The following is a 23,743-nucleotide window of genomic DNA, read 5'->3' as shown; positions in this document are numbered from 1 at the left end:
CGCACGGGGCGTCGGAAGCTCATTGTCCCCGTGTCGAAGATTCGCCCGCCGCAGTTCTCCCTGCGGTCGAGGCGACCGCAGACGATCGCGGCATGACGCCGGGCGAACGCCGGTCGCCCCAATTTGGACACCGGGACAAACAACGCTCCGCCGCGCGCGCATACGCTCTGCCCGCAGTCTCTGATCCTGAGGAGGACCACGCCCGCAATGCCAACCCGCACCCGTACGCCAAATGTCAGCGCCGCCCAGTGGAGCCCCAACGGCGGCGCGCTCGGGCAGGCGGATCTGACGCTGCCGAGCGCGAACATCTTCGGCGAGAGCGTCTTCTCGATCGCCGTGCAGCGCCAGCGCCTTCCGAAGGGCCTGTTCAAGCAGCTCGAGGCGACGATCGCCAAGGGCAACCCCCTCGAGCCTGCGCTCGCCGACGCCGTCGCCTCCGCCATGCGGGAATGGGCGATGGAGCGCGGCGCGACCCACTACACCCACTGGTTCCAGCCGCTGACCAACTCGACGGCCGAGAAGCACGACTCCTTCTACGGCCCGACGGGCGACGGCAACGCGATCGCCGAGTTCTCGGGCAAGGAGCTGATCCAGGGCGAGCCGGACGCGTCCTCGTTCCCGACCGGCGGCATCCGCGCCACCTTCGAGGCGCGCGGCTACACGGCCTGGGACCCGTCCTCGCCGGCGTTCATCCTCGAGAACCCGAACGGCGCACTGCTGTGCATCCCGACGGCGTTCACGTCCTGGACCGGCGAGGCGCTGGACAACAAGATCCCGCTGCTGCGCTCGATGGACGCGCTGTCGAAGTCCGCGATCCGCGCTCTGGGCCTGCTCGGCGTGCAGGGCGCGTCGCACGTATTCACCACCGTCGGGCCCGAGCAGGAGTACTTCCTGATCGACGAGCAGTACTTCTTCGAGCGTCCTGACCTGGTGATCACCGGGCGCACGCTCTACGGCGCGAAGCCGCCGAAGGGGCAGGAGCTCGACGACCACTACTTCGGCTCGATCCCAGAGCGCGTGCTCGCGTGCATGCTGGAGACCGAGCAGGAGCTGGCGAAGCTCGGCGTGCCGATCAAGACGCGCCACAACGAGGTCGCGCCGGCGCAGTACGAGGTCGCGCCGATCTTCGAGAACTCCAACGTCGGCTCCGACCATCAGCAGCTGACGATGCAGGTGATGCAGAACGTGGCGCGCCGCTACGGGCTCGTCTGCCTGCTGCACGAGAAGCCGTTCGCGGGCGTCAACGGCTCCGGCAAGCACAACAACTGGTCGATGGGCACCGACACGGGCGTCAACCTGCTCGATCCGGGCGACACGCCGCACGAGAACCTGCTGTTCATGTTCTTCTGCTCGGCGGTCATCCAGGCGGTCAACTCGCACCAGCAGCTGCTGCGCGCGTCGGTCGCCAACGCCGGCCAGGACCACCGCCTCGGCGCCAACGAGGCGCCGCCGGCCATCATCTCGATCTTCCTCGGCGCCGAGCTCGAGAAGATCTTCAACGCGATCGAGTCGGGGTCGGGCGACGCCGCCACGCCGCAGGCGTACCTGTCGCTCGGCGCCTCGGTGCTCCCGCGCCTGCCGCTGCACGGCGGCGACCGCAACCGCACGTCACCGTTCGCGTTCACCGGCAACAAGTTCGAGTTCCGCGCGCTCGGCTCGAGCATGTCGCTGGCGCTGCCCAACACGGTTCTCAACACGATCGTGGCGCAGGCGATCGACGCGCTCGCCGACAAGCTCGAGGCGGCCACGGGCGCCGGCTCCTCGCTCGAGGAGGCGGTGCTGGCGGTCGTGAAGGATGCGTACAGCGCAAACAAGCGGATCGTCTTCTCCGGCGACAACTACTCCGAGGAGTGGCACGCCGAGGCCGAGTCGCGCGGGCTGGCGAACCTGGCCCAGAGCCCGGACGCGCTGCCGTGGCTGATCGAGCCCTCGACGGTCGAGGTGTTCGGCGCGTACGACGTGCTGTCGGAGCGCGAGCTGCACTCGCGCTACGAGGTGGCGCTGGAGCAGTACATCACCACGATCAACATCGAGGCCGAGACGGCCGCCTCGATCGCGCGCACGCTGCTGCTGCCGGCCGCGATCCGCTGGCTCGGCACGCTGCAGTCGGTCTCGAGCACGGGTGTGACGAAGCTGACCGAGGAGTCGGCCGCCCTGGTCGACCAGTTCACGGACGCGATCTTCGCCCTGGAGGCGGCCAACCGCGACCACCCGGAGGACGAGTTCGAGAACGTCCTGGGCGGCGCCAAGTACGTGCAGACCAAGGTCATCCCCGCGATGGCCGCGGCCCGCGAGGTCGCGGACAGGCTCGAGCGCATCGTGCCCGACGACGTGTGGCCGCTGCCGAAGTACTCGGAGATCCTCTTCATCAAGTAGCTGATACGCCGCTGGCGGGGCCGTGCACGCGGCCCTGGATGGGTCGCGGGCCGGCGGCCGACCGCGTGAGGCGACGGCCGCCGGCGCCCCCGATCTGCGACGCTTGGCGCGTGCGCCCTTCGCTGTTCGAGTTCGCCGGCGGGGAGCCGGCGTTCCTCGCGCTCGCCGAGGCGCACCACGCGCGCTGCCTCGCGGACCCGCAGCTCAACCACCCGTTCTCGCATCCGGAGCAGCACCCGCAGCACGTGGAGCGACTCGCGGCCTACTGGGCCGAGGTGCTCGGCGGCCCGCCGCGCTTCTCGCAGACCTGCAGCGATCAGTCGGCCTTGCTGCGCATGCACGCCGGCCACGGCGACATGACGGACCTCGGCGAGCGTTTCCTGCGGTGCTTCGACGCCGCGATGGACGACGCCACGCTGCCCACCGACCCCGAATTCCGCGCGGCGATGCACGCGTACATGCGCTGGGCGATCGACGACGTCCTGGTCTACTCGCCCAAGGACGCCGTCGTCGCCTCCGGCGCCCCGATGCCGCGCTGGGGTTGGGAAGGCCCCGAGGCCTAGGAGTCTGTTGATCTTTGATCCGTCGATGCGAGGTGGTGCGCCCGTGGATGCCGGGCGCCGGGCCCGTGCCTCGGCATACCGGCGCGTCTTCCTGGGCACGGGCCCGGCCAATCCGGCGCCGCGGGCGTGCCGCATCGCGCGGCGGGGAAAGTTCAACAGGCTCCTAGTCGATGCGCTGGGTGGCGCGCGACATGGCGGACTTCTACGCGACGCGCTACGTCGAGGGACGACCGGCTGCGCCAGTCGCCGCACGCGCGGCTCGTCGAGCGCGATCCGGCGATGCTCGCGGCGAGCGCGCACCTGCTCGCCGTCGCGCACCGCTGAGGTCCGCCCTCAGGCCTCGGCTTCGAGGCCGCCCACGGCCATCGCGGTGTCGAGCGCCGCGCGGGTGGTCGTCACGAAGGCGAGCAGGACGACGAGCGCCCCGCAGAGGGCGACGATCCACCATCCCGTGTGGCCGGCGGCCGCCAGCGCGGCGGGGCCGCCGGAGCTCGCGACGCCGACCGCGCCGACGAGCGCGATCCCGAGCGAGGCGCCCACCTGCCGGCTCGTCGACGCGATCGCCGCCGCCACGCCCGCCTGGGCGGGCGGCATCCCCGACACCGCGGTGTTGGTGATCGGCGGGTTCACCGCGCCGAAGCCGAGCCCGAAGATCACGTAGGCGGCGATCAGCCAGGCATGCGGCGTCGTCGGCGTCACCCCGGTCAGCATCAGGGCGCCGATGGCGATTCCCGCGCCGCCGAGCAGCAGCGACGGACGCGAGCCGACGCGCCCGACGGCACGGCCGCTCAGCGGACCCACGACGACCGTCGTGACGGCCATCGGCAGCATGTATAGGCCCGCTTCCAGCGGCGAGAGCCCGCGCGCCTGCTGCAGGTAGAGCGTGTTGAGGAAGAGGAAGCCGCTCAGGGCGAGGAACGCGCTGACGGCGATCAGCGTCGCGCCGGAGAACGGCGCGCTGCGGAAGAAGCGCAGCTCGATCAGCGGATCCCGCCGCCGCGGCTCATAGAGCACCAGCGCCCCGAGCGCCGCGGCCGAGAGCGCGAACAGCCCGAGCGTCTGCGATGAGAGCCATCCCGCCTCCGGCGCCTCGATGATCGCGTACGTGACGCTCGCCAGGATCACGAGCACGAGCACCTGGCCGACCGGATCGGGACGGCGCGCGTGCGGCGCGCGCGACTCGGCGACGTAGCGCGCGGTCAGCACGATCACCGCGAGCCCGACCGGCACGTTGACCCAGAAGATCGAGCGCCAGCCGATCCCCTCGACGAGCGCGCCGCCGAGCACCGGTCCGAGCGCCATGCTGAGGCCGATCACCCCGCCCCAGACGCCGATCGCCTGCGCACGCTCGCGGGCGTTGGTGAACGTATTGCGGATGATCGACATCGCGACCGGGTTGAGCATCGAGCCGCCGATGGCCTGCAGCATCCGGAAGGCGATCAGCAGCTCGACGCTGGGCGCGAGGCTGCACAGCAGCGAGCCGAGCGTGAACAGCGCCAGGCCGACCTTGAAGATCCGCGCGCGGCCGAGCCGGTCGGCCGTCGAGCCGGACAGGATCAGCAGGCTCGCCAGCACCAGCGTGTAGGCGTCGACGGTCCACTGCAGCTCGGGGATCGAGGCGTGCAGGTCCTCGCGCATCGTCGGCAGCGCGACGTTGACGATCGTGTTGTCGAGGCCGACGATGAAAAGGCTGCTGCAGCAGATCGCCAGCACCAGGTAACGGCGCGGGTTCTGACGCGGCTCGCGCGCGGGCGCCGTTTCCGTCTCGATCGCCGATGCCATGCACGAACGAGGTTAGGAAGCGGCGCGGCGGCGGATCAGCTGCCGCGGGCGCCCGGCTGCTCGCCGACGGGCTCCGGCGCCTGGATCGCCCGCGCGGGCGGCGGCGCGGCGACCGGCCTGGCCGGCGGCTCCGGCTGGGCCGCGAGCGTGGTGGGATCGGGCCACGGCGTCGGCGCCGCGCCCTGCACGTTCAGCGTCATCGCGACCTCGGTCGGCGGCCGCGGACGGCCGCTCGCGCGCGAGCCGGGATCGGTGTACGAAATCGCTAAAGGTCCCCGGCGGGGTGCCGATACAGGGGGTGAGTCGCCCGCACCGCCCGTCCGTCGAAACCCCTCTTCAGTGGACGAGGCCTCATCCCAACGCGGGCGTCTCGCCCCTCCCCTCACCCCGGCCCCGGCCCCGTCCTCGACGGGGCCGACGGCTGTTAACCGGTAGACATCCCGGCATGAAGGTGCTGATCACGGGCGCCGCCGGGCGCATCGGAACGGTCCTCAGCCGCGGCCTCGCGCACGAGCTGCGGCTGACCGACATCCTCGAGCCGCAGGACGGCGGCCACGAGTTCGTCGCGGCCGACCTGAACGACCAGGACGCGGTGGACCGTGCGGTCGAGGGCGTCGACGCCGTGGTCCACCTGGGCGCCGTGCCCGACGAGGCGCCGTTCGAGCAGATCGCCGGACCGAACCTGCACGGCGCGTTCCACGTGTTCGACGCATGCCGCCGCCTCGGCGTCGGCCGCATCGTCTACGCGAGCTCCAACCACGCGACCGGGATGTACCCCGTCGGCGAGCCGCTGACCGAGCACTACACCCCGCGCCCGGACGGCCTCTACGGCGCCTCGAAGGTCTATGGCGAGGCGCTCGGGAGGATGTACGCCGACAAGTTCGGGCTCGAGTTCGTCGCGCTGCGCATCGGCACCTTCGACGAGCGGCCCCCGAACAAGCGCGCGCTCCACACCTGGCTCTCACACGGCGACGCCGTCCGCCTGGTGGATGCCGCGCTGACCGCGCCGGACGTCGGCTTCACGATCGTCTACGGCGCGTCCGCCAACACCCGGCGCTGGTGGCCGCTCGACGACGCCGCGAAGCGGATCGGCTTCGAGCCGCAGGACGACGCCGAGGACTACGCGGACGAGCTGCAGGAAGGACCGCACTACGACCGCCAGGGCGGCCCGAACACCGAGCCCGGCTTCGGCGGCTGGGCCTAGCTTCGGCGCGAGGCGCGCCAGCGCTCCAGCAGCGCGGGCATCTCGGCCTGCAGGAACTCGAAGAACGCGAGCGTCTCGGCGAGCCGGGCGCCGGCGGGCGTCTCGCGCCCCAGCGCCTCGATCCCCTCGCGCGTCGCGCGCGACCACAGTTCGAGCAGGCGCTCGCGGCGGACGACCGCCTCGTACCAGGCGTCGTCGCGGACCGCGTACACGTCGCGCCGCGAGCCGGGCTCGCGCGCGCGCACCAGCAGGTCGACCTGCATCAGGTAGCGCACCGCGCCGGAGATCGCGGCCGGGCTGACCTGGAGCCGCTCCGACAGCTCGGCGGCCGTCAGCCGGCCGGCGTCGCTGGCGAGGATCGAGGCGAAGACGCGCGAGGGCATGCGCGGGACGCCCGCGTCGGCGAACGCGGCGGCGAACGTCTCGACGAAGCGGGAGACGGCGGCGGGATCGCGCCGGACGATGCCGGCGTCGCGATCCGAGCGCGCGCCCGCGGCGGGCCGGCGGCCACGCCGAGGCGATCCTCTCGACCGCGGTCACGCGTACGCGCTGGACGCTCAGCCACGCCGCCGTCGCCGCCGGCGGGACGGTCGCGCTGCTCGGCGCCGCCGGGCTCACCGCGGGGATCATGCACGCCGCGCAGACCGGCGACGCGGGCCAGCTCGGGCGCGTGCTCGCCGCCGCGCTCGTGCAGGCGCCGGCCGCCTGGGTGCTCGGCGCCGTCGCGCTCGCGCTGTTCGGGCTGGCGCCGCGCGCCTCCGCCGCCGGCTGGGCGGCCGTCGCGCTGTGCGTCCTGATCGGCGAGATCGGGCCGCTGATCCACGCCGGCGACCGGCTGCTCGACCTCTCGCCGTTCACGCATGTGCCGCGCCTGCCCGGCGGCGCCATCAGCGCGGCGCCGCTGACGCTCGCGGCGATCGCCGCCGCCGTGGGCGCCGCGGGGCTGGCCGGCTTCCGCAGGCGCGACGTCGGGTGACACCGGCAGGTTGACAAACCTGTGTCAAGGTTGCGCTAACTTGTAGCGACATGCGTGACTTCCTCGCCGCCACCCGTGACCGCGTCATCGTCTTCGACGGCGGCATGGGCGCCACGCTCGAGCAGTTCGACCTCAGCCTGGAGAAGGACTACCGGCTGCCCGGGCGCTGCCACGAGGCGCTCGTGCTCAACCGCCCAGACGTCATCCAGGGCGTGCACGAGTCGATGGTCGAGGCCGGCGCGGAGGTCGTGGAGACCGACACGTTCCAGGCCTCGCGGCTGAAGCTCGAGGAGTGGGGACTGGCCGAGCACACGCTCGAGATCAACCGGCGCGCGGCGGAGATCGCGCGCAAGGCGGTCGGCGAGGACCGCTTCGTCGCGGGCTCGATCGGGCCGACCGGCTTCCTCCCCGCCTCCGAGGACCCGAGCCTGGGCCAGATCCGCTTCCGCGACCTGGTGACGGTCTTCACCGAGCAGGCCCAGGGCCTCCTCGAGGGCGGCGTGGACCTGCTGATCGTGGAGACCGCGCAGGACATCCTGGAGGTCAAGGCGTCGATCTTCGGCATCCGCGAGGCGTTCAAGCTGACCGGCCGCAGCACGCCGATCCAGGCCTCCGTGTCCCTGCTGCCGAACGGCGGCAAGATGCTGCTCGGCACGGACATCAGCGCGGCCCTGGCGACGCTGGAGGCGCTCGAGGTCGACGTCATCGGCCTCAACTGCTCCACCGGGCCTGAGGACATGCGCGACGCGATCCGCTTCCTCGGCGAGTTCTCCCCGCTGCCCGTCCACTGCATCCCGAACGCCGGCATCCCGCACCAGGGCCCGAACGGCGAGACGATCTTCCCCGAGCAGCCCGGCCCGCTGGCCGACGCGCTGGGCGACTTCGTCGAGCGCTACGGCGTGTCGATCGTCGGCGGCTGCTGCGGCACGACGCCGGAGCACATCCGCGCGATCCACGAGCGCGTCGCGGACCACCCGGTCGGTGCGCGCCCCGCGCCGCGGCCGCCGCACGTGTCGAGCATGATCGCCGCCGCGCCGCTCGTGCAGGAGCCCGCGCCGACGATCGTCGGCGAGCGCGTGAACTCGCAGGGCTCGCGCAGGGCCAAGGAGCTGCTGCTGGCCGACGACTACGACGCGCTGCTGCAGGTCGCCGAGGACCAGGTCGAGGGCGGCGCCCACGTGCTCGACCTCTGCGTCGCGCTGACCGAGCGCCAGGACGAGGACGAGCAGATGCGGCTCGTCGCCAAGAAGGTCTCGCTCACGCAGCCGTCGCCGATCCAGGTCGACTCGACCGAGCCGGACGTGATCGAGACCGCGCTGGAGCAGATCCCCGGTCGCGCGATCGTCAACTCCGTCAACCTCGAGGCGGGCCGCGACAAGCTCGACAAGGTCGTGCCGATCGCGATGGCGCACGGCGCCGCGCTGATCGCGCTGACGATCGACGAGGTGGGCATGGCCAAGACGCGCGAGCGCAAGCTCGAGGTCGCCAAGCGCATCCACGAGCTGGTCTGCGACGAGCACGGCATGGACCCGCAGCTGCTGATCTTCGACGCGCTCACGTTCACGCTCACGACCGGCGACGAGGAGTGGAAGCCGTCGGCGGTCGAGACGATCGAGGGCATCCGGCTGATCAAGTCCGAGCTGCCGGGCGTGAAGACCTCGCTCGGCGTCTCCAACGTCTCCTTCGGCATCGGCCTCGCGGCCCGCTCGGTCCTGAACTCGGTCTTCCTCGCGCACTGCGTCGAGGCCGGGCTGGACCTCGCGATGGTCAACCCGAACCACATCACGCCCTACGCGGAGATCCCGGGCGAGGAGCGCGAGCTGGCCGACGACCTCGTGTTCAACCGCCGCGAGGACGCGCTGGAGCGCTTCATCGCGCACTTCGAGGCCAAAGGCCCGGAGGCCGAGGCCGAGAGCGCCGACCCGACCGCGGGGATGGAGCCCGAGGAGGCGCTGCACTGGCACATCCTGCGGCGCAAGAAGGAGGGCGTGGAGGCCCAGATCGACGCGTCCGTCGAGAAGATCGGCGCCGTCCCGACGCTCAACACCGTCCTCCTTCCCGCCATGAAGGAGGTCGGCGACAAGTTCGGCGCCGGCGAGCTGATCCTGCCGTTCGTGCTCCAGAGCGCCGAGGTGATGAAGCGCGCCGTCGCGCAGCTCGAGCAGTACCTCGACAAGCTCGAGGGCTACACGAAGGGCACCGTCGTGCTCGCGACCGTGTTCGGCGACGTGCACGACATCGGCAAGTCGCTGGTGAACACGATCCTCACCAACAACGGCTACACGGTCGTGGACCTCGGCAAGCAGGTCCCGATCCAGACGATCCTCGACGCCGCCAAGGAGCACAAGGCGACGGCGATCGGCCTCTCCGCCCTGCTCGTCTCCACCTCCAAGCAGATGCCGGCGGCGATCCAGGAGCTGCACCAGCAGGGCCTGCAGTTCCCCGTGCTGCTGGGCGGCGCGGCGATCAACCGCAAGTTCGGCTACCGCGTGCTCTACCCGGGCGGGACGGCGTCCGACGAGGTCTACGACCCCGGCGTCTTCTACTGCAAGGACGCGTTCGAGGGCCTGGCCGTGATGGACCGCCTGATCGAGCCCGAGCGCCGAGCCGCGCTGGTGGCCGAGATCCGCGGCGCCGCCGCCAAGCTGCGCGAGGCCGGCGAGGAAGAGGAGGTGCTCGACACGACCGACGCCTCCGTGCGCTCGGCCGCGCGCACCGACGTCGAGGTTCCCGGGCCGCCGTTCTGGGGCGTGCGCGAGATCGAGGTCGACCGCGAGGAGCTCTACACGCACCTCGACACGCACGTGCTGTTCAAGCTCCACTGGGGCGGCCGCGGCGTCAAGGGCGAGGAGTGGCGCCGGCTGCTGCAGGAGGACTTCCGCCCGCGGCTGGAGCGCATGTGGAACGAGGCCGATTACCTGCACCCGCGCGCGCTGCTCGGCTACTTCCCCTGCTACAGCGAGGGCAACGACATCGTCGTGCTCGACCCCGACGATCGCGAGACGGTGATCGAGCGCTTCACCTGCCCGCGCCAGCCCAAGGGCGACCGCCTGTGCCTGGCCGACTTCTACCGGCCGAAGGACAGCGGCGACCTCGACGTCGTGGCGCTGCAGGCCGTGACCGTCGGCGACGAGGTGACCGAGCTGATGGCGCGCCTGGAGCAGGAGGGCGAGTTCGCCGAGCAGCTGTTCGTCCACGGCCTCGGCGTGCAGACCGCCGAGGGTCTCGCCGAATGGCTGCACTGGCGCGTGCGCAACGACCTCGGCATCGGCGTCCGCCAGGGCCGCCGCTACGCCTGGGGCTACCCGTCGATCCCGGACCAGGCCGAGCACGACAAGGTCGAGCGCGTGCTGGGACTCGAGCGGATCGGCATGTCGATCACCGACGGCTACGCGCCGCTGCCCGAGCAGTCGACGCTGGCGATCGTCGCGCACCACCCGCAGGCGATCTACTTCGGCATGCGCAACGGCCGCCTGCTGCCGGACGGCTCCCCGGACGACGTGATCCGCGGCACCGCGCGCGACCCCTCGCTGTTCGGCGAGTTGGGCGACGAGGACGAGGTCGCGGCGGGCGCGGCGGGCGAAGCGGCGGCAGCTCGCTGACACCTCGACTGCAAGGTGGCGCCCCGGCGGTCGATCACCCCGGGGGTCGATGTCGCCCACTCAGGGAAGTCACTCGGTCGATGACGTGTTGCGCGCCGCCGCGCGCGGCCACGGCCACACCGGCGCTCGCGCGCGTGCGCGCAGGTCGGCCTGGCTGCTCGTCGCCGCGCTCTCGGTCGTCCTGGGATCGGCCGCCTGGATCGCGGCGCTGCACATCGCCAGCTCGGGCGAGCACCGTCGCGCCGAAGCGCTGATCGCCCTCGACCGGCGGCTGGACGATCTCCAGCTGCTCCACTGGCGCGGCGTCGCCGGCGACCTCGACGCGCAGGCCTCGCTCGTGCGCGAGACGCTGCGCTGGCGCGAGTTCCGCGGCGAGGCGACGCGCATGATGCCGAACCTCGCCGGACCGCCGACCGCGGGGATCGAGGGACTGCTGGCGCAGACCGCCAGCGAGAACGCCGTGCCGCGCCGCAGCATCGCCGAGGTGCGCGCCGCCGGCCGGCCGCTGCTGGTCCGGCTCGAGACGCTGAGCGAGACGATCGACGGGGAGGTCAGCGCCGCCGGCCAGCAGGCCAAGGCCAGCCGCGCCCGGGCGTGGCGGCTGACCGCGCTGACCGGCGCGCTCGGGCTCCTGCTCGTCAGCGTCCTGCTCGCGACCTTCGCGCGCGCCCGCCTTGCCGCGCGCAGCGCGTTCGCCGCGGCGGCACGCGCCGAGGGCGAGCGCGGCGCGCTGCAGGCCTCCTCGCGCCGCTTCCACGCGCTGGTCCGCCACGCGTCCGAGGCGGTCGTCGTGCTCGACGCCGACGGCGCGGTGACGTTCGCGACGCCCTCCGTGGAAGGGCTGCTCGGCCGCGCCGACCTGGGCGGCATCGCCCTGTCCGGCTTCGTCGCGCCGGAGGACGCCGGCCGGCTCGAGGCGCTGATCGTCGCGGCGCGCGAGAGCGGAGGCGCCGCCACCGGCGAGCTGGCGCTGGTGCACCGCGAAGGCCGCCTCGTGCATGCCGAGGTGCGCGTCGCCGACCGCCTCTCCGATCCCGACGTCGCCGGCGTCGTGCTCGCCGTGCGCGACGTGTCCGAGCGCCGCCGGCTCGAGCGCCAGCTGCATCGCAGCGCCCGCCGCGACACCCTCACCGGCCTCCCCAACCGCGCCAGCTTCGAGGACCGCCTGCGCGCGGTGCTGGCCGAGCCCGAGCCGCGCGCCGCGGTCCTGCTGCTCGACATCGACGAGTTCGAGACCGTCAACGACTCGCTCGGCCACGTCGGCGGCGACCAGGTGCTGATCACCTGCGCGGCCCGTCTGCACGCTGCGGCCGGCGACAACGTCATCGCGCGGCTGGGCTCCGACGAGTTCGTCGTCCTGCTCGAGGGCGTCACGCAGGCCGAGCACGCCGAGCGCGCCGCGCGCGAGCTGGCCGCGGCGGTCTCGCTGCCCACCAGCATCGACGGCGCCGAGGTGCCGGTCACCGTCACCGCCGGCCTCGCGCTCGCCTCCCCAGGGCTCGGCGCCGAGGACCTGCTGCGCTGCGCCGACACGGCGCTGCACATCGCGCAGTCGCGCGGCGCGGGCGAGGTGCAGGCGTACTCCCCGGCGATGCACGCCAACGCCCGCCGCCGGCTGGAGCTGCGCGCGGCGCTGGCGCATGCGGTGCGCGCGCAGACGCTCGAGCTCGCCTACCAGCCGATCGTCGACCTCGCGCGCGACGAGGCCACCGGCGTGGAGGCGCTGCTGCGCTGGACGCTCGACGGCAAGGCGATCCCGCCGGCGGAGTTCATCCCGCTGGCCGAGGCCTCGGGGCTGATCGTCCAGCTCGGCGGCTGGGTGCTGGAGCGCGCCTGCGCGGACGTCGCGCCGCTGCGCAGCCCGTCCGGCGAGCCGCTGCGCGTGTCGGTCAACGTCTCCGCGGTGCAGCTGCGCTCCGCCGGGTTCACCGCGCAGGTCGCCGAGGCGCTCGTCCGCACCGGACTCGCGCCCGACCGGCTCACGCTCGAGCTGACCGAGTCCGCGGTGGTCGATGACGTCGCCGCGGTGAGCGAGCTGTTCAGCGCGCTGCGCACGCTCGGCGTGCGGATCTCGGTCGACGACTTCGGCACGGGCTTCTCGTCGCTCGCCTCGCTCGCCGACCTGCCCGTCGACGCGCTCAAGCTCGACCGCTCGTTCATCGCCGCGATGGACGAGGGCGGCTCGCGCGAGGCGCTGGTCGCGGGCGTCGTCTCGCTCGCCGAGCGGCTCGGCCTCTCGATCGTCGCCGAGGGGATCGAGACGGCCGCCCAGCTCGCCGCGCTGCGGCGGCTCGGCTGCGGCTTCGGCCAGGGCTTCCACCTGGGTCGCCCTGGCCCGCTGGCTCAGCGCCGCCGCCCGGCGGTCACGGCCGCGCCTCGAGCACGATATTGAACGGCGTCTCGGCCGCGCGGCGCACGCGGCTGAAGCCGGCCGCGGTGACGACGTCGCTCAGGCGCGCCTCGCCGGCCTGCGCGCCGAGCGCCAGCCCGACCTCCTGCGACAGCGAGGCGGGCGTGCACAGCAGCGTCGAGGCCGCGTAGTAGATCCGCCCCACCGGGTTGAGGTTGTCCTCGACGCGATCGTTGGCGAACGGCTCGACGATCATCCACGTGCCGTCCGGCGCGAGCGCGGCGCGCAGGTGGCGCGCGGCGCCGACCGGGTCCCCCATGTCGTGCAGGCAGTCGAACATCGTCACCAGGTCGTAGCCCGCGCCGGTGAAGCCGGACGCCGGGGCGACCTCGAAGCGCACGTTCGAGAGGCCTGCGTCCGCGGCGCGCTCTCGCGCGCGCTCGATCGACCCGTCGTGGTAGTCGAAGCCGGTGAAGTGCGAGGCGGGGTAGGCCTCGGCCATCAGCAGCGTCGACGCGCCGTGGCCGCAGCCGACGTCGGCGACGCCGGCGCCGGCCTGCAGCTTCTCCTGCACGCCGTCGAGCGCCGGCAGCCAGGCGCTGACGAGGTTGGCGACGTAGCCCGGCCGGAAGAAGCGCTCGCAGCCGTCGAAGACGCCGCTCGAGCTCGCCGAGCGCCTCCAGCGCGCACAGCTCCAGGAACGCGAGGCCGCGCCGGACGGCGAGCGCCATCGCCTCCTCGGCGTGGGCGCGGCACTCCGGCTCGCGGCCCTGGCGCGCCTCCACGCCGGCGAGCCAGGTGAGCGCGGCGCACAGCGGCATCTCCTGACCGGTCTCGCGCGCGAGGCCGGCGGCCTCCTCGAACAGCGCCGCGGCCAGCGCCGGCCGATCCGAGGTGGCGGCGTCGCGCCCCACCAGCGCGAGCGCGAGCGGCAGCGTCCCGAGCGCCGCGCGGGCGCGGGCGGATGCGACGCCGCGCTCGATCAGCGCCCGCTCCTCGCCGCTGTCGCGCAGCCACAGCGGAGCCAGCGCGGCGGAGGAGAGCGAGCGCGGCTCGGCGGACAAGGTCTCCGAGGCCTCGAGGATCGCCAGCGCCTCGCGGATCCGCGCCGCGCCGTCCTCGCGCACGCCGTTGTAGAGGCTCGCGGTGCCCAGCGCCAGGTTGGCGAAGAACCGCTCGCGCTCGCCGGCGCCCGGCGACAGCAGCTCCCACGCGCGGCGCGAGACCTCGAGCATGCGGCGCGGGCGGGCGAGGTAGATGCAGGCCTCGGCGGCCTCGGCGAGCATCACGACCGCCTTGGCCGGGTCGATGCGCTCGATCGCCTGCGCGCCGGCGACGAGGATCTCGTGCCCCTGCATCAGCTCGCCGGCGCGGATCGCCGCCTGCCCGCGGAGGTGGTCGAGCTCCGCGCGCAGGTGCGGCGCGGGGGCGAGCTCCAGCGCCTCCTCGATCGACTGCAGCGCGCGCGTGGCGTGCCCGCCGAGCCACGCGGCCTCGGCCGCGTCGTACAGCCGCCGCGCGCGCTCGTCGGGCGAGTCGCTGAGCGCCGCCGCGCGCTCCGCGGCCGCCGCCGCGGAGGCGTGCGCGCTGCGGGCGCGGGCGCGCCGGGCCGCGCCGTCGAGCGCGGCGGCCACGGCCGCGTCGGGACCGAGCGCGGCGGCGGCGAGATGCCACGCGCGCCGGTCGAGCTGCGAGCGGTGGTCCAGGACGCCGGCCAGCGCCGCGTGCAGCGCGCGGCGGCGGTCCGCCGCGACCGCACGGTACGCCGCCGACCGCGCGAGCGGATGCCGCCATGCCAGGACGCCGGCGGCGATCGCCGCCAGCCCGGCGCGCTCGCCGGCGTCGAGGTCGCCGGGATCGAGGCCCGCCGCCCGGGCGGCGGCGACGATCGTCGCGAGCCGGCCGGACTCCTCGGCCGCCGCGAGCGCGAGCACCTCCTGGGCGGCGATGCCGAGCGCGTCGATGCGGCGGCGGTAGGCCGCCTCGGCCCCGGACTCGAACGCGAGCGGACCCGCCAGCGGCTCGGTGTCGAGCTCGCCCGCTCCGCGAGCGAGCTCCACGAGCGCGAGCGGGTTGCCGCCCGTCGCCTGCACGAGCCTCTCGGCCGTGCCCGGCGGCGGCGTCGGGGCGCCGTGGCTGACGAGCAGCGCGGCTGCCGTCTCGGGATCGATGCCGCCGAGCGCGAGCTCCGGCAGCCGCGCGGCGGCGAGCGCGGGCGACTCCCCGGCGCGCGCCGCGACCAGCACCGCGACCGGGTCGGCGAGCAGCCGCCGCGCTGCGAACAGCAGCGCGCCCAGCGACGACTCGTCGAGCCAGTGCGCGTCGTCGGCGAGGACGAGCAGCGGCGCGCGCTCGGCGCGCGCGGACAGCAGGTTGAGCGTCGCGGCGCCGATCAGGTAGCGGTCCGGCTGGAGCTGCGGCCCGAGATCGAGCGCGCCGCGCAGCGCCTCCGCCTGCGCCGGCGGGAGCGCGTGGAGGTCGCCCAGCGCGGGCCGCAGCAGCTCCAGCAGCCCGCCGAACGGGATCTCGGCCTCGAACTCCGCTCCACGCGCGCCGAGCGTCTCCATCCCCGCTTCGGCCGCCGCGCGCGCCGCGTACTCGAGCAGCGCGGTCTTGCCGATGCCCGGCTCGCCGGCGATCACCAGGACCCCGCTCGCGCTGAGCCGGGCGTCGGCCAGCAGCCGGTCGATCCGGGCGCGCTCCTCGGTCCGGCCCAGCACCACGCCGCGATCCTATGCCGGGTAGCCTCGCGCGTGTGAAGGCGCTCTCAATCGACGGCGGCGGCATCCGCGGGCTGATCCCGGCGCTCGTGCTGGCCGAGATCGAGCGGCGCACCGGGCGCTCGGTCGCGAGCATGGTCGACCTGATCGCGGGGACCTCGACGGGCGGCATCATCGCCTGCGCGCTCGCGCTTCCCGACCCGATGCCGGCGTCGCGGATCGCGGAGATCTACGTCCAGGACGGCCCGCGGATCTTCGAGCGCAAGCTTGCCAAGGAGATCTCGTCGGCCGCCGGCTACATCGACGAGCGCTACGACGCCAAGGCGCTCGTGGAGAGCCTGCGCTCGCACCTCGGGGACACGCGCCTGGACCAGGCGACGGTGCCGGTCATCCTCGCCGTCTACGACCTCCAGGCGCGCGCGGCCCTGCTGCTGCGGTCCGGCCGCGACGCCGTCGCGATGGTGGACGCCGCCCATGCCACCGCGGCCGCGCCGACCTACTTCGAGCCGGTGCGCCTCGGCGCGCGCACGCTGGTCGACGGCGGCGTCTTCGCCGTCAACCCGTCGGTGTTCGCCTACGTCGAGGCCGGCGGCGAGCCGGAGCTGCTGCTCTCGCTCGGCACCGGCGAGCACACGCGCCCGCTGCCGTACGAGACCGTGCGCGACTGGGGCAAGCTGGAGTGGGCCGAGCCGATCATCGACGTCGTGTTCGACGGCGGCGCCGACGCCGTCGACATCCAGCTGCGGGCGCTGGCCGGCGATGCCTACCTGCGGCTGCAGACGCGGCTGGACGAGCCCTCCGACGACCTCGACGACGCGAGCGCCGGCAACCTGGCCGCACTGCACCGCGAGGCCGAGCGGCTGATCGCCGCGCGCAGCGCGGACATCGACCGCGCCTGCGCGATCCTGACGGCCGGTTAGGCTTCGTCGACCGCGGGCTTCGGGGCCGCCGCCGGCGCGCTCAGCGAGACCGGTGCGCTGTGGAGCGCGCGCAGCCGGACCTCGCGCCACGAGAGACCCTCCTTGACCAGCGCCGGGGCGCCCATCACGACCGCGGTCGCGACTTCGACGGCCTGCAGGATGATCCCGTAGCCGAGCGCCTGGGCCGGGGCGACGCCGTACGCGCCGACGAGCACGGCCATGCACGCGGCCTGGAAGACGCCGAGGTTGGACGGCGTGACCGGGAGCACGGCGCTGACGTTGACGGCGAAGAGGACCGCCGCGGCGGCTCCGAGATCGGCCTTCTGGTCGAGCCCGAGCGCGACCAGCAGGACGTAGCACGCGACCCACTGGAACGCCCACGCGCTGAGCTGCATGCCGATCGCGATCGCACCCTCGCGCGGGCGGGCGAACACGACCAGGCCGCGGCGCGCGCGGGCGAGCGCGAGCCGGCCTTGGACGAGCCAGCGCGAGACCCGCTGGGAGCGCGACGGCAGGCCGGAGCGGATCAGCGCCGGCGCCACGAGCACGAGGGACAACACCGCGAGCGGAGCGACCGCGTACCAGACCAGCGCCTGCTGCCGGCCGGCGAAGAGCCCGATCGTCGTGAACATCACGAACCCGAGGATCACCAGCGCGACGAGGTTGATCAGCGTCTGCGAGACGAGCGTGCCGAGCACCACCGGCAGGCGGTCGCGCGCCCGGCCGAGCCGGCGCGACACCACCAGCGCGCGCGAGAGCTCACCGAGGCGGGCCGGCAGCGTCGCCGACATCAGCACCCCGATCGTGATGCCCTGCATCGCGTCGACCATTCGCGGCCGCGCATCCGGCAGCGCGGCCTTCAGGATCGCGTGCCAGGAGACGGCGCGGAAGATCATCGAGGCGCACATCAAGCCGAGACCGAGCAGCACCCAGGCGGGCTGCGAGCGCACCAGCGCGTCGCCGATCCGGTGCGGCCCGATGTGCTTGACGGCAAGGTAGGAGCCGAGCACGGTCGCGAAGGTCGCGCCGCCGAGCGCGGCGCGGCGGGCGACCCGCACGGCGACGCGGCCGCGGCTGCGGGGCGCGGGATCGAGCGACGGCAGGCGGCGGGCGGGCACGCGCGGGAGGTTGTCGGCGGGCAGCGCGCCGACCTTCACGGCGATCCGGCGCGGCGCGGTCTCCGGCTGCGTCACGGCGCGCGCGTCGCCGTAAGCCTCCACGACCTGCTCGGCGATCCGCGGCCACGCGTAGCGCTCCGCGGTGAGCGCGGCGGCGGCGCCGAGGCGCTCCACGCGCGCGGGATCCAGCGCCAGGTCGCGCAGCGTCTCGGCCAGCCGCGTCGCGTCGCCGCGCGGAACGAGCACGCCGTCGCGGCCGTCGGTCACGACGGCGCGGTAGCCGGCGATGTCCGACGCGACCACGGGCGTTCCGGTGGCGAAGGCCTCGGTCAGCACCATGCCGAACGACTCGCCGCCGAGCGACGGCGCCGCCAGCAGATCGGCCTCGCGCAGGGCGGCGACCTTCGCCGCGTCGTCGACGCGACCGAGCGCGGTGATGCCGTCGGCCTCGACGAGCAGCGGCGCGAGCTCGTCCGACGTGGAGCCGATCACGACCAGCTCGGCGGGGACCTGCGCGCGCAGCGCCTCGAAGGCGCGCAGCAGCACGGGCAGGCCCTTGCGCTCGACGGCCTGGCCGACGAACGCGATCCGCAGCGGCTCGCCCGGCGCGCGCCGGCGCACGCGCGGGACGCCCTCGGACGGCAGCTCGACGCCGTTGGGGACGATCCGGTAGCGGCCGCCGTAGAAGCGCCGGGCCGTCCACGCGGCGGCCTCGGACACGGCGATCCGCTGCGTGAGGTGGTTGAGCTTGCGCCGCGCGCCCATCAAGTTGGCGATCCCGTGCGGCAGCCTGGACTCCGAGTAGGCGTGGAAGGTGCCCAGGAGCGGCGCTTCGGCGCTCGTCAGCACGTCCCAGCCGATCGTCGGCGCGACCGGCTCGTGCACGTGCACGACGTCGAAGCCGCCTGCGCGCAGCTCGCGACGCAGCCTCGAGACGCCCGTCGGCGTGCCGGCGAGATTCGACATCGCGCCGTTGGAGGGCCAGCCGATCGTTCCGCCCAGCGGAATCAGCCACTCGGGCATCCCGCGCCGCTGCGGCCGCGCGCCGCGGTGCAGCACGGCGGTACGGCGGGTGTCCTCGTCGTAGGGCGCGAGCACCCGCACGTCATGACCCTGGCGATCCAGCTCGACGGCCAGCGCCTCGATGTGGCGGGTCACTCCGCCGGGATAAGTCCAGGAGTACGGGGATACGAGGGCGACCCGCATGCGGTGATCCTACGAAGAGCGGCGGAAGGCCACGATACGGCTAACCGACGTTAAGCACCTGCGGCCAGCGGGCCTGGGCGGGGGCGGTCCCGCCCGACCCCCTAAGCTTGAGACATGCCCGAGCGGCATTTCGTCAAATACACCTTCCTCAAGGTGGATCCTGCGTGGCGGCGTCTGGATCCCGACGAGCGCGCGCGCCACAAGCGCGAGGTGATGGCCGCGTGCGAGGACTTCGCGTCCGATCGCCTGCTGCGCGCCTTCTCGCTCGTGGGCACCCGCGGCGACGCCGACCTGCTGCTGCTCACGCAGGCCACGAACCTCGAGCGCATCCACGAGTTCCACGTCGTGCTCGCGCAGAGCGGGCTGATGGCCTGGTGCGAGACGCCCTACTCGTTCCTCGCGATGACCAAGCCGTCGGAGTACTCCGACGAGTCGCGCCTCGAGGTCCGCCCGGCGCACTCCAAGTACCTCTTCGTCTACCCGTTCGTGAAGACGCGCGAGTGGTACGGGCTGGATCCGAAGGAGCGCTGGCGGATCATGCAGGAGCACATCCGCGTGGGCCGCGAGTACCCGAGCATCGACCTCAACACGAGCTACTCCTTCGGCCTCGACGACCAGGAGTTCGTCGTCGCGTTCGAGGGCGACGAGCCCGCCGCCTTCCTCGATCTCGTGCAGCGCCTGCGCACCACCGAGGCGTCCGCACACACCAAGCGCGACACGCCGACGTTCACGTGCATCGCGATGTCGGTCGAGCGCGCGCTGAACGCGCTCGACGGCGCCTCGGTCGCCGTCGAGGCCTAGCGCCGCTGAACTTTCCGCTCTTTCTGCCGATGTCCGGGGCGATGACCCCCGCCACGACCTCACCTCGCGCCGAGCGCTACCGGCTCGTCACCCGCTCGGACTTCGACGGGCTCGTCTGCGCCGCCCTGCTCAAGCACCTCGGGATCCTCGACGACATCCTCTTCGTCCACCCGAAGGACGTGCAGGACGGGAAGGTCGAGCTGGGCCCGAGCGACGTCACGACGAACCTGCCGTACCACCCGGACGTCGCGATCTCGTTCGACCATCACGACTCCGAGGTCCTTCGGGTCGGGGGCCCGAAGACCAACCACATCATCTGGCCGGGCGCCGACTCCGCCGCCCGCGTGGTCTACGAGTACTACGGCGGGGACGCGACGTTCCCGGGCATCGAGGAGCTGATGGAGGCCGTGGACAAGGGCGACGCCGCCCAGTTCACGACCGACGAGATCCTCTATCCGACTGGCTGGGCGCTGCTGAACTTCCTGATGGACCCGCGAACCGGCCTCGGCCGCTTCCGCGAGTTCCAGATCTCCAACTACCAGCTGATGATGCAGCTGATCGATGTCTGCACCGCGATGTCGATCGAGGAGATCCTGCAGACGCCGGACGTCAAGGAGCGGGTCGATCTCTACTTCAAGCACGCCGCGGCCGCCGAGCCGCAGATCCGCCGCTGCGCGACCGTGCACCGGAACCTCGTCGTGCTGGACCTGCGCGACGAGGAGGTCATCCACCCCACCAACCGCTTCATGCTCTACGCGCTGTTCCCGCAGTGCAACATCTCGATCCACGTGCTGTGGGGCTTCCAGCAGCAGAACACGGTGTTCGCGACCGGCAAGTCGATCATCGACCGCTCGTCGCGGACGAACGTCGGCGAGCTGATGCTCAGCTACGGCGGCGGCGGCCACGAGGCGGCCGGCACGTGCCAGATCGAGCACGAGGACGCACCGCGCGTCCTGGCGGAGCTGATCCGGACCATCACGCAGGACGGATAAGGGTTTCGCCCGCCAGGGCGACGTTACCCTGGCGACCCTGCACGCGCCCGACGCCCATCTCTCCAACGACCCGGTCATGGCCGGGCTCATCAGCGACTTCGGCGGCCCGCTCCCGCTCGAGCACGACTCCAGGGGCCGGCCCGCCGACGTCTACGGCGCGCTGCTGCGCTCGATCACCGGCCAGCAGCTCTCCGTCAAGGCGGCGCGCGCGATCTACGGGCGCCTGATCGAGCGCTTCGGCGGGCGCCCGCCGACCCCGCGCGAGATCCTCGAGGACGATCCCGCCGAGCTCAAGACCGCCGCCGGTCTCTCGCGCGCGAAGGTCAACTCGCTGCGTTCGCTCGCCGAGCACGTGCTCGACGGCGAGCTCCAGCTCGACGCGCTGCACGAGCTCGACGACGCGGAGGCGATCCGCGAGCTCGTCGCCGTCAAGGGCATCGGCGAGTGGACGGCCCACATGTTCCTGATGTTCACGCTCCACCGCGAGGACATCCTCGCGACCGGCGACGCGGGGATCCGCAACGCGATCATGCGCGCCTACGGGCTCGAGACGCCGCCCGACGCCGCCGCGATGACCGAGATCGCCGAGCCGTGGCGGCCGTACCGCACGCGCGCGTGCCTGTACCTGTGGCGGAGCCTGGACAACGAGCCTGTCTGATTCCATCTCGGCTCGGCGACCTCTTCATGCCCGTCTCGCCTCGCGTCGATTACCCTTGCGCGTTCATGCGACGCGCTCTCGTCCTCGCTCTCGCGCTGTTTCTCGCCGCGGCCTGCGGCGGCAGCAAGGCGTCCTCGGACCCCGTCCAGTCGGTACCCGACGACAACGGCGTGCGCGCGGCGGTCCAGAACGCGTCGGCGCCGGCCAAGGGCGAGTTCCCCTCCGCCGCCGGCAAGTCGCTCGAGCAGCTCGCCAACACGATCAAGGCGGGTCCGCAGCTCGCCATGGCGAGCTCGGTCTTCACGGTCGGCCAGAACCGGATCGCGTTCGGCGTGATCGCCAACGACGGCGTCCCGGTCTACGGCCAGACGGCGCTCTACGTGGCGCCGTCGCCCGACAAGCCCGCCGAGGGCCCGTTCACCGCGCCGGCCGACGTGCTGCTGACCGAGAAGCGCTACCGCTCCAAGCAGGCCGCGCTCACGAGCGACCCCTTCTACGCCGTCTACGGCGCCCACGTGCCGTTCAGCAAGTCCGGCCGGTACGCGGTGCTGTCGGCGACCAAGACCTCCGGCGGCGCGCTGACCGGCGCGACGGCCACCGTCGACGTCGTCGCCAAGTCCGCGGACCCGATCCCCGAGGTCGGCACCAAGGCGCCGAAGGTCCACACCGACACGCTGGCGAGCGCGAAGGGCGACGTGACCAAGATCGACACCCGCCAGCCGCCGAGCGACATGCACGCGGTCGACTTCGCCGACGTCGTCGGCAAGAAGCCCGTCGCGCTGCTGTTCTCGACGCCGCAGCTGTGCCAGTCGCGCGTGTGCGGCCCGGTGACCGACATCGCCCTGCAGATGAAGTCCTCCTACGGCGACCGAATGGACTTCATCCACCAGGAGGTCTACGTCGACAACAACGCGCAGAAGGGCCTGCGCAAGCCGCTGCTGGAGTTCCACTTGCAGACCGAGCCGTGGCTGTTCGTCGTCAACAAGCAGGGCATCATCACGGCGCGCCTCGAGGGATCGATCGGGGTGCGTGCGTTCGAGAATGCCGTGAAGACAGGGCTGTGAGACCGACCACGCGGGCAGTCGCGGCGGCGCTCGCCGCGCTCGTCCTGCTGCCCGCGTCCGCGGACGCGCACGGGCTCGTCCAGCGCGAGGCGCTGCCGATCCCCCAGTGGCTGTTCGCGTGGGCGGCGGCGGCCGTGCTCGTGATCTCGTTCTTCGCGCTCGCCGTGCTCTGGCCGCAGCCGCGGCTGGAACATGACCGCTGGCGCCCGCTGCCCGGCGGCCGGCTGATCGCGAGCGCGCCCGCACAGGCTGCCTTCGGGCTGATCGGCGTGTTCCTGCTGGTCGTGACGATCGCGGCCGGCTACGTCGGCTCCGGCACGGCGCTGGACAACTGGGCGCCGACCTTCATCCTGATCACGTTCTGGGTCGGGCTGGTGTTCCTCTCGATCCTGTTCGGCGACGTCTTCCGCGCCTTCAGCCCCTGGCGGGCGATCGGTCGCGTGCTGCCGTCGCTGGAGCGGCCATACCCGGAGCGGCTGGGGCGGTGGCCGGCGGCGGCGGTGATCCTCGTGTTCACGTGGATCGAGCTCGTCTCCGGCTGGGGCGACCATCCCGCGCGGCTCGTCACCGCGGCGCTCCTCTACACCGCCGGGACGCTGATCGCCCAATACGTCTACGGCGTCGAGACGTGGTCGCGCCGCGGCGAGGGCTTCGGGGTCTACTACAACCTGTTCTCGCGCATGTCGGTGTTCGAGACGCGCGACGGCGTGGTCGGCGTGCGACCGCCGCTGGCGGGGCTGCCGCGCCTGGATCCCGCCGCGGGCACCGTGGCCTTCGTCACGGTCATGATCGGGACGGTGACGTTCGACGGGCTCAGCCAGGGCCCGCTGTGGCGCAACCTCTCCGCCGACATCGTGGATGCGCTGGACGGCACGTTCAGCGCCCTGACGGCGTCGCAGATCGCGTCGACGCTCGGGCTGTTCCTCGGCGTCGCGATCGTGGGGGGCTTCTACCGGCTCGGCATCGAGGGCGCGCGCTCGGTCGGCGGCGACCTGTCGGTCGAGCGGCTCCAGGCGGGCTTCGCGCACACGCTGCTGCCGATCGCCGCCGTCTACGTCGCCGCGCACTACTTCACGTTCCTGATCTTCGAGGGCCAGGCGATCAACTACCTGGCGAGCGATCCGTTCGGCCAGGGCTGGGATCTGTTCGGCACCGTCGCGTCCGGGATCGACTACTCGATCTTCCCGCAGAAGGACACCTGGTACGTGCAGGTGGCGTTCGTCGTGATCGGGCACGTGGCGGCGCTCACGCTCGCCCACGACCGCGCGCTGACGCTCTACGGCGACGCGCGACTGGCCGTCCGCTCGCAGTACTGGATGCTCGGCATCATGGTCGGCTTCACGTCGCTGGCGCTGTGGCTGCTGGCGCAGGCCGGGACGTAGGCTCCTCGGCGCGCTCGCGGTCACGGTCG

General features: G+C 73.0%; 16 protein-coding genes and 2 pseudogenes. 12 read left to right on the top strand and 6 right to left on the bottom strand.

All coding sequences use genetic code 11. The annotated features are described in order from the left end of the window. Positions 1 to 207: 207 nt before the first annotated feature. Positions 208 to 2,376, top strand: coding sequence for a glutamine synthetase III family protein (locus H958_RS0113635; RefSeq protein WP_028059076.1), 2,169 nt, complete (start codon positions 208 to 210; stop codon positions 2,374 to 2,376). A 110-nt stretch (positions 2,377 to 2,486) separates the two neighbouring features. Beyond that, positions 2,487 to 2,939 carry a group II truncated hemoglobin gene (locus H958_RS0113630; protein ID WP_028059075.1) on the top strand — a complete coding sequence of 151 codons (453 nt, stop codon included), beginning with the start codon at positions 2,487 to 2,489 and terminating at the stop codon, positions 2,937 to 2,939. Between the two features lie 333 nt (positions 2,940 to 3,272). On the opposite strand, the gene H958_RS37140 is transcribed toward H958_RS0113630, so the two are convergent. Together H958_RS37140 and H958_RS46265 are read right to left on the bottom strand one after the other, a co-directional pair. Next, on the bottom strand, positions 3,273 to 4,721 hold the full coding sequence (locus tag H958_RS37140; RefSeq protein WP_051324227.1) for an MFS transporter: 1,449 nt from the start codon (positions 4,719 to 4,721) through the stop codon (positions 3,273 to 3,275). 35 nt (positions 4,722 to 4,756) lie between these two features. Continuing rightward, on the bottom strand, positions 4,757 to 4,921 hold the full coding sequence (locus H958_RS46265) for a hypothetical protein (RefSeq protein ID WP_156027967.1): 165 nt from the start codon (positions 4,919 to 4,921) through the stop codon (positions 4,757 to 4,759). 245 nt (positions 4,922 to 5,166) lie between these two features. On the opposite strand from H958_RS46265, the gene H958_RS0113615 reads away from it, so the two are divergent. Beyond that, positions 5,167 to 5,925 carry an NAD-dependent epimerase/dehydratase family protein gene (locus tag H958_RS0113615; RefSeq protein WP_037410103.1) on the top strand — a complete coding sequence of 253 codons (759 nt, stop codon included), beginning with the start codon at positions 5,167 to 5,169 and terminating at the stop codon, positions 5,923 to 5,925. On the opposite strand, the gene H958_RS0113610 is transcribed toward H958_RS0113615, so the two are convergent. Beyond that, positions 5,922 to 6,308, bottom strand: coding sequence for a GbsR/MarR family transcriptional regulator (locus H958_RS0113610; RefSeq protein ID WP_081685859.1), 387 nt, complete (start codon positions 6,306 to 6,308; stop codon positions 5,922 to 5,924). The genes H958_RS0113615 and H958_RS0113610 overlap by 4 nt on opposite strands. 245 nt (positions 6,309 to 6,553) lie before the next feature. Here H958_RS0113610 and H958_RS0113605 point away from each other — a divergent pair, with 245 nt between their 5' ends. The 3 genes from H958_RS0113605 (at position 6,554) to H958_RS37130 (ending at position 12,895) form a co-directional block, all read left to right on the top strand. After that, positions 6,554 to 6,901: a hypothetical protein gene (locus H958_RS0113605; protein ID WP_028059072.1), complete on the top strand. Its 348-nt coding sequence runs from the start codon at positions 6,554 to 6,556 to the stop codon at positions 6,899 to 6,901. A gap of 50 nt (positions 6,902 to 6,951) precedes the next feature. Beyond that, positions 6,952 to 10,503, top strand: coding sequence for a methionine synthase (locus H958_RS37135; RefSeq protein ID WP_081685858.1), 3,552 nt, complete (start codon positions 6,952 to 6,954; stop codon positions 10,501 to 10,503). A gap of 85 nt (positions 10,504 to 10,588) precedes the next feature. Further along, positions 10,589 to 12,895 carry a putative bifunctional diguanylate cyclase/phosphodiesterase gene (locus H958_RS37130; RefSeq protein WP_051324226.1) on the top strand — a complete coding sequence of 769 codons (2,307 nt, stop codon included), beginning with the start codon at positions 10,589 to 10,591 and terminating at the stop codon, positions 12,893 to 12,895. Here the strand turns inward: H958_RS37130 and H958_RS48205 are convergent. After that, a pseudogene (locus H958_RS48205) lies at positions 12,867 to 13,508 on the bottom strand (class I SAM-dependent methyltransferase); the annotation flags it as partial. The gene H958_RS37130 and the pseudogene H958_RS48205 overlap by 29 nt on opposite strands. 1,606 nt (positions 13,509 to 15,114) lie before the next feature. Beyond that, positions 15,115 to 15,573, bottom strand: a pseudogene (locus H958_RS48200) (AAA family ATPase); the annotation flags it as partial. A 35-nt stretch (positions 15,574 to 15,608) separates the two neighbouring features. On the opposite strand from H958_RS48200, the gene H958_RS0113585 reads away from it, so the two are divergent. Beyond that, positions 15,609 to 16,493: a patatin-like phospholipase family protein gene (locus H958_RS0113585; protein ID WP_051324224.1), complete on the top strand. Its 885-nt coding sequence runs from the start codon at positions 15,609 to 15,611 to the stop codon at positions 16,491 to 16,493. Here the strand turns inward: H958_RS0113585 and H958_RS43335 are convergent. Beyond that, on the bottom strand, positions 16,490 to 18,817 hold the full coding sequence (locus H958_RS43335; protein ID WP_051324223.1) for a lysylphosphatidylglycerol synthase domain-containing protein: 2,328 nt from the start codon (positions 18,815 to 18,817) through the stop codon (positions 16,490 to 16,492). The two genes, H958_RS0113585 and H958_RS43335, sit on opposite strands and share 4 nt — an antisense overlap. Before the next feature lie 114 nt (positions 18,818 to 18,931). Here H958_RS43335 and H958_RS0113575 point away from each other — a divergent pair, with 114 nt between their 5' ends. The 5 genes from H958_RS0113575 (at position 18,932) to H958_RS0113555 (ending at position 23,714) form a co-directional block, all read left to right on the top strand. Beyond that, a complete protein-coding gene (locus tag H958_RS0113575) occupies positions 18,932 to 19,618 on the top strand; it encodes a chlorite dismutase family protein (protein WP_028059070.1) in 687 nt (228 codons plus the stop codon). Positions 19,619 to 19,659: 41 nt separating this feature from the next. Next, positions 19,660 to 20,610, top strand: a complete 951-nt coding sequence (locus H958_RS0113570; RefSeq protein WP_028059069.1) for an exopolyphosphatase — start codon at positions 19,660 to 19,662, stop codon at positions 20,608 to 20,610. 76 nt (positions 20,611 to 20,686) lie between these two features. Beyond that, on the top strand, positions 20,687 to 21,268 hold the full coding sequence (locus tag H958_RS37115) for a DNA-3-methyladenine glycosylase family protein (RefSeq protein ID WP_051324222.1): 582 nt from the start codon (positions 20,687 to 20,689) through the stop codon (positions 21,266 to 21,268). Positions 21,269 to 21,333: 65 nt separating this feature from the next. Beyond that, positions 21,334 to 22,332 carry a hypothetical protein gene (locus H958_RS0113560; RefSeq protein WP_028059068.1) on the top strand — a complete coding sequence of 333 codons (999 nt, stop codon included), beginning with the start codon at positions 21,334 to 21,336 and terminating at the stop codon, positions 22,330 to 22,332. Beyond that, positions 22,329 to 23,714: a hypothetical protein gene (locus H958_RS0113555; protein ID WP_051324221.1), complete on the top strand. Its 1,386-nt coding sequence runs from the start codon at positions 22,329 to 22,331 to the stop codon at positions 23,712 to 23,714. Before H958_RS0113560 ends, H958_RS0113555 begins: the two co-directional genes overlap by 4 nt. The last annotated feature ends 29 nt before the right edge of the window (positions 23,715 to 23,743 follow it).

It is taken from the genome of Candidatus Solirubrobacter pratensis (assembly GCF_000425945.1).
GTDB lineage: Bacteria > Actinomycetota > Thermoleophilia > Solirubrobacterales > Solirubrobacteraceae > Solirubrobacter > Solirubrobacter pratensis.
This window is presented reverse-complemented; position numbering and strand designations above follow the sequence as displayed.

Coding starts and splice junctions, on each gene's coding strand:
- H958_RS0113635 (WP_028059076.1), top strand. CDS start 208: ATGCCAACCCGCACCCGTACGCCAAATGTCAGCGCCGCCCAGTGGAGC.
- H958_RS37140 (WP_051324227.1), bottom strand. CDS start 4,721: ATGGCATCGGCGATCGAGACGGAAACGGCGCCCGCGCGCGAGCCGCGT.
- H958_RS46265 (WP_156027967.1), bottom strand. CDS start 4,921: ATGACGCTGAACGTGCAGGGCGCGGCGCCGACGCCGTGGCCCGATCCC.
- H958_RS0113615 (WP_037410103.1), top strand. CDS start 5,167: ATGAAGGTGCTGATCACGGGCGCCGCCGGGCGCATCGGAACGGTCCTC.
- H958_RS0113610 (WP_081685859.1), bottom strand. CDS start 6,308: ATGCCCTCGCGCGTCTTCGCCTCGATCCTCGCCAGCGACGCCGGCCGG.
- H958_RS0113605 (WP_028059072.1), top strand. CDS start 6,554: ATGCACGCCGCGCAGACCGGCGACGCGGGCCAGCTCGGGCGCGTGCTC.
- H958_RS37135 (WP_081685858.1), top strand. CDS start 6,952: ATGCGTGACTTCCTCGCCGCCACCCGTGACCGCGTCATCGTCTTCGAC.
- H958_RS43335 (WP_051324223.1), bottom strand. CDS start 18,817: ATGCGGGTCGCCCTCGTATCCCCGTACTCCTGGACTTATCCCGGCGGA.
- H958_RS0113575 (WP_028059070.1), top strand. CDS start 18,932: ATGCCCGAGCGGCATTTCGTCAAATACACCTTCCTCAAGGTGGATCCT.
- H958_RS0113570 (WP_028059069.1), top strand. CDS start 19,660: ATGACCCCCGCCACGACCTCACCTCGCGCCGAGCGCTACCGGCTCGTC.
- H958_RS37115 (WP_051324222.1), top strand. CDS start 20,687: ATGGCCGGGCTCATCAGCGACTTCGGCGGCCCGCTCCCGCTCGAGCAC.
- H958_RS0113560 (WP_028059068.1), top strand. CDS start 21,334: ATGCGACGCGCTCTCGTCCTCGCTCTCGCGCTGTTTCTCGCCGCGGCC.